The organism is Levilactobacillus hammesii DSM 16381, assembly GCF_001434395.1.
Lineage (GTDB): Bacteria > Bacillota > Bacilli > Lactobacillales > Lactobacillaceae > Levilactobacillus > Levilactobacillus hammesii.
Genome location: NZ_AZFS01000025.1, coordinates 1 through 3,954, shown reverse-complemented (window position 1 = coordinate 3,954; position 3,954 = coordinate 1). Strand labels below are relative to the sequence as shown.

General features: G+C 38.8%; 7 protein-coding genes. 5 read left to right on the top strand and 2 right to left on the bottom strand.

The window, feature by feature from the left end:
• The first annotated feature begins 99 nt into the window (after nucleotides 1-99).
• From FD28_RS02065 to FD28_RS02045, 5 genes are all read left to right on the top strand, one after another.
• Nucleotides 100-651 (top strand): hypothetical protein, encoded by a 552-nt coding sequence (locus FD28_RS02065; RefSeq protein WP_057732106.1) that lies wholly within the window; start codon nucleotides 100-102, stop codon nucleotides 649-651.
• A 17-nt stretch (nucleotides 652-668) separates the two neighbouring features.
• On the top strand, nucleotides 669-1,133 hold the full coding sequence (locus FD28_RS02060) for a hypothetical protein (protein WP_016377101.1): 465 nt from the start codon (nucleotides 669-671) through the stop codon (nucleotides 1,131-1,133).
• Between the two features lie 79 nt (nucleotides 1,134-1,212).
• Nucleotides 1,213-1,392 carry a PDDEXK family nuclease gene (locus FD28_RS02055; protein WP_057732104.1) on the top strand — a complete coding sequence of 60 codons (180 nt, stop codon included), beginning with the start codon at nucleotides 1,213-1,215 and terminating at the stop codon, nucleotides 1,390-1,392.
• Between the two features lie 67 nt (nucleotides 1,393-1,459).
• On the top strand, nucleotides 1,460-1,711 hold the full coding sequence (locus FD28_RS02050; RefSeq protein WP_002816285.1) for an IS3 family transposase: 252 nt from the start codon (nucleotides 1,460-1,462) through the stop codon (nucleotides 1,709-1,711).
• Nucleotides 1,712-1,716: 5 nt separating this feature from the next.
• Nucleotides 1,717-2,607 (top strand): IS3 family transposase, encoded by an 891-nt coding sequence (locus FD28_RS02045; protein ID WP_338034524.1) that lies wholly within the window; start codon nucleotides 1,717-1,719, stop codon nucleotides 2,605-2,607.
• Between the two features lie 729 nt (nucleotides 2,608-3,336).
• On the opposite strand, the gene FD28_RS02040 is transcribed toward FD28_RS02045, so the two are convergent.
• Both FD28_RS02040 and FD28_RS13330 read right to left on the bottom strand, forming a co-directional pair.
• Entirely contained in the window at nucleotides 3,337-3,552 is a 216-nt protein-coding gene (locus FD28_RS02040) for a CsbD family protein (RefSeq protein WP_003680381.1), read from the bottom strand.
• A gap of 197 nt (nucleotides 3,553-3,749) precedes the next feature.
• Nucleotides 3,750-3,890 (bottom strand): hypothetical protein, encoded by a 141-nt coding sequence (locus FD28_RS13330; RefSeq protein WP_003681696.1) that lies wholly within the window; start codon nucleotides 3,888-3,890, stop codon nucleotides 3,750-3,752.
• Nucleotides 3,891-3,954: the final 64 nt, after the last annotated feature.

Genomic DNA, 3,954 nt, shown 5'->3' with positions numbered 1-3,954 from the left:
AAAGGAAGCTGATCTTTTTTGTCCGAACAGCGTTCGGATTAATTTTACAATCTACCAAATCAAAAAAATCGGGAAGTCAAACTTAATGAACAAAGCGAGTTGGCAATTCAGAGAAGCGTTGCCGATAAGACAATCTCAATTTTGAAAGAATTGCAGACCATTGTTTCAGAATATGACGATGAGGCAAGATCAGAGTTATCTCAGCAAGTCAAATACATGTTCAACCAACTTATTACTGAGCAAGATCAAAACTTAATCAAAGAAGTAAATATCTCAAAGAACTACGAAATGGAAATTCTTGGTGAAAATGGCATCAACTTATTAAACGATATTTCTATGGGGCAAAGTCAGGTCCTCTCTCTTGCGTTCATTTTTGCATTAGCCAAACTGGCGTCCAAAGGTAGAGATGAAATCGACTTTCCATTATTCGTGGATACACCATTTGCAAGACTTGATAGTCAAATTCGCGACCATATTGTTCAAAAGACCCCAGGCTTGTCAAGCCAATGGGTACTGTTATTAACAGATACAGAATTTACCAGTCGCGAGAAGACCAGTTTTATTAAAAGCAATGGGGTTGGTTATGTATATAAGCTTCAAAAGGATTCGGATGGCCAAACCAGTATTCTAAAAAGTACTTTTGAAGATTAAGAGGAGGTATAACGCAAATGGCAGATATTGATTTTTTAAATAGTGGTAATCAATTGTTTCAAACGGCAACCCAATATGAGGATGTTTATAATGCCTTGGCAAACTCCTTGGGACTTCATAATCAAGATATTTTTATGATTGCTGTGTATCTTGGTGTTCGTTCAGGTAAAAAGGAAAGTGCTCGAAACTATCAAGGGAAAGAATTTCGTCCATCGTACTTGAGCAAGAAACAACAAGGGGTTCTCTACGGTTTAGCTTTTAGAGATAGACTTTTTAAAAAGGAAGCTGACTTTAAAGACCCTGAGTTAATTAACGATGCAAAACTTTTGTTCAATGAATATGCCAATCAAGGAGCCATGATAATTAGAGACACAGTTCTTAATGGATTTGATATAAGTCAAGTTGGAAAAAAGGAACAAAGTGAAGTTGCAAGATCAATTGTTCAATACTTGCTTAAGGAAAAGGATGCTACCCCTTTCTAGTTCTATTACAGCATTTGTTGATATTAGAAAGTAGGTCATTGAAAATAAATGGAACTCATTCATCGGAGGTTATCCTAAAATGACAGTAGAAACAAATGAATTAAATTTTGAAGATCAACTTATCCATTATTTGGTCAATATTGGTGGTACCAAGCAATGGGAATATTTACCCGAAATTCAAACGACTGATCAACTTTGGGAAAATTTTAAGCACATTTTGGAAATTAATAACCCTGACAAGTTAATGGATGTAAGCTGATTCCTGAGACAACTTTTAAGAGAGCGTATAATGAATAAATCGTCTCTCAAAAGGAAGGAATTTTTACATGCCAACTCGTTACGACAAAGAATTCAAACAAAACATTATCAACCTATATAAACAAGGCGAATCAGCCGCCCAACTGGCCAGAGAATATGGCATTGGCTATTCAACCGTTCATAAGTGGATCCAGGGCCAAGCCAAAACTCAATCCGGTAAATCGCCAGACGAAATCAAAGCGATGGAAAAGCGACTGGCTTCGCTGTCTGAGGAGAACGAAATCCTAAAAAAAGCCCTGGGCTTCCTTGCGCAGAAGTAACCAATATCTTTGATTACATTCACCAAGAAAGCCATCACCACCAGGTAACCAAGATGTGCCGAATCCTCGGTGTTTCCAGAGCTCAGTATTATCGTTATCGATCCCCCAAACCTTCAAAACGCCGGGCCGAAGATGCGGACTTGAAACAACGGATTCTGCGGATCTTTGCGGAATTTAAGCAGCGATACGGTGTTATGAAGATCCACCATGAATTGAATCTGGAACTTCAACCACTGCAGCTTCGGTGCAGTCCACGACGGATTTCCCGGCTCATGAAGGAACTGGATATCCACTCCGTTACCGTCAATAAGTGGAAAGCGGCTTCGGCTTCCAAAACCAAGGTTGAACAGCGTCCCAACTTGCTTAAGCAGGATTTCTCGACCACTGGTTTAAATCAAAAATGGACCGCTGATATGACCTATATTCAAACGAAGCGTAATGGCTGGTGTTACTTATCAACCATCATGGACCTGCACTCACGACGGATTATCGGCTATTCATTCTCAAAAAAGATGGATACTGATTTAGTCTTAAAGACCCTTGAAAGCGCGGTTAAAAATCGAACCATTACTGGGGACCTGATTATCCATACGGATTTAGGATCACAGTATACCAGCGATGATTACAATCAACGTTTAACTGAGCTACATATCCGCCACTCATACAGCCGTAAGGGTTGTCCGTATGATAATGCGCCAATGGAATCCTTTCACGCTTCCCTCAAAAAGGAATGTGTTTATCCAGTGCCGGTCTTTGAGAATTATGAAACTGCCGCTGCTGTCCTTTTTGAATATGTGCATGCTTTCTACAATAGGAAGAGAATTCATAGTTCACTGGGCTACCAGACCCCCTTACAAGTTGAAATTGCAACACTTACGAGCCAAATGGCCGCCTGATTTAATGCTTTCCAGGGTTCAAATAAGTTATTAATCACGATTAATGATTTATTTGAGCTGTGGAGGGTAAACGCGGTTCTGAATGTCTCTTAAAATCTGTCTCAAATATTGACTTCAATCCAATGGCCTGTATGAAAGTGAAGAGCCAGATTTCACAGAACAATTAAATTCCTATAGTAAAGACTTAGCAAAGGAGATTATTCTTGATTTAATTGGAGCAACGGGTATTGATATACAAGAATTTGATAAATTAGCTATGAAGCTTTAGTTGTACTAATTGCAAATGGGACTACGGAAACTTTTAATAGATTTATCGAAAAGTTCAGCTAATCACTGTTTTTTTTGCATATGGTCAGGAGGTGGCGATATCATGATTAATTCATAGTAAATACGGGTATGAGTTTCCGGAGTGGGCACAGGCGGGTGCTCGGCTCGATAAGATGGTGTAAGGATAATAGACGTCGTGCTAAATAGCGTGGCGTTTTTATTTTGCCCAAAATTTGGAGGTGGCCGGCATGGGCCAGATGGTAAATAGCAGATTTGGCCTTGTCAGTCGCACAGAGACACGTTGCTTGGGTGACTTAGAACATCAGCTTAAAGATGGACGGTGGTAACGTAAAAAGCCGCAGCGACCACATAAGCCGCGTATTACAGTGTGGAGAAAAAACAAGGTAACAAGCGTGAAAAAATAAAAGAAGACCAGATTTTGGTCTTCTTAAAAATGATAATTTATTTATCGTCTTTATCTAACTTTTCCTTTACGTTATCAACCGTATCTTTAACAGCATCTTTGGCATCTGACAGTTTATCTTTAGCCTTACCTAGAATACCTTGACCCTTACCTTCAGCTTCGCGGGCCTTGTCGTTCGTAACCTTGCCTTCAACTTCTTTAGCTTTTCCACTTACCTTATCTTTGGTGCTATCAATTTTGTCATCTAGACTCATAATATAACCTCCCATAATGTATTTGTTACAACAGTATTATTCCACATTTTAATTTGCTTGTCTAATAAGGAGATCCTACAAGAGATAGTGTGAATGACACTTATAAGGTAGATTGCAAATTTAAATATTGATTAACTGATCTTCAATTGCTCAATCATTTACGTTCTAAGAAGCCTAATACAGATAAATTTGGCTAATTATCCATGTAATTTTTGTTGCAATGTATCACCAATGCCATCTACTTTCTTAGCAGCCAAGACGGTGCCACCGATGAGGACACCACCTACAATGAGCGTAGAAGCAATCATAAACTTAAATACACTTTTCAAGACGTCCATAAAATTCCCCCTTACTTTTTACTGGTTCGACCAACAACTAATGAAACAATCAGAACTAAAATAA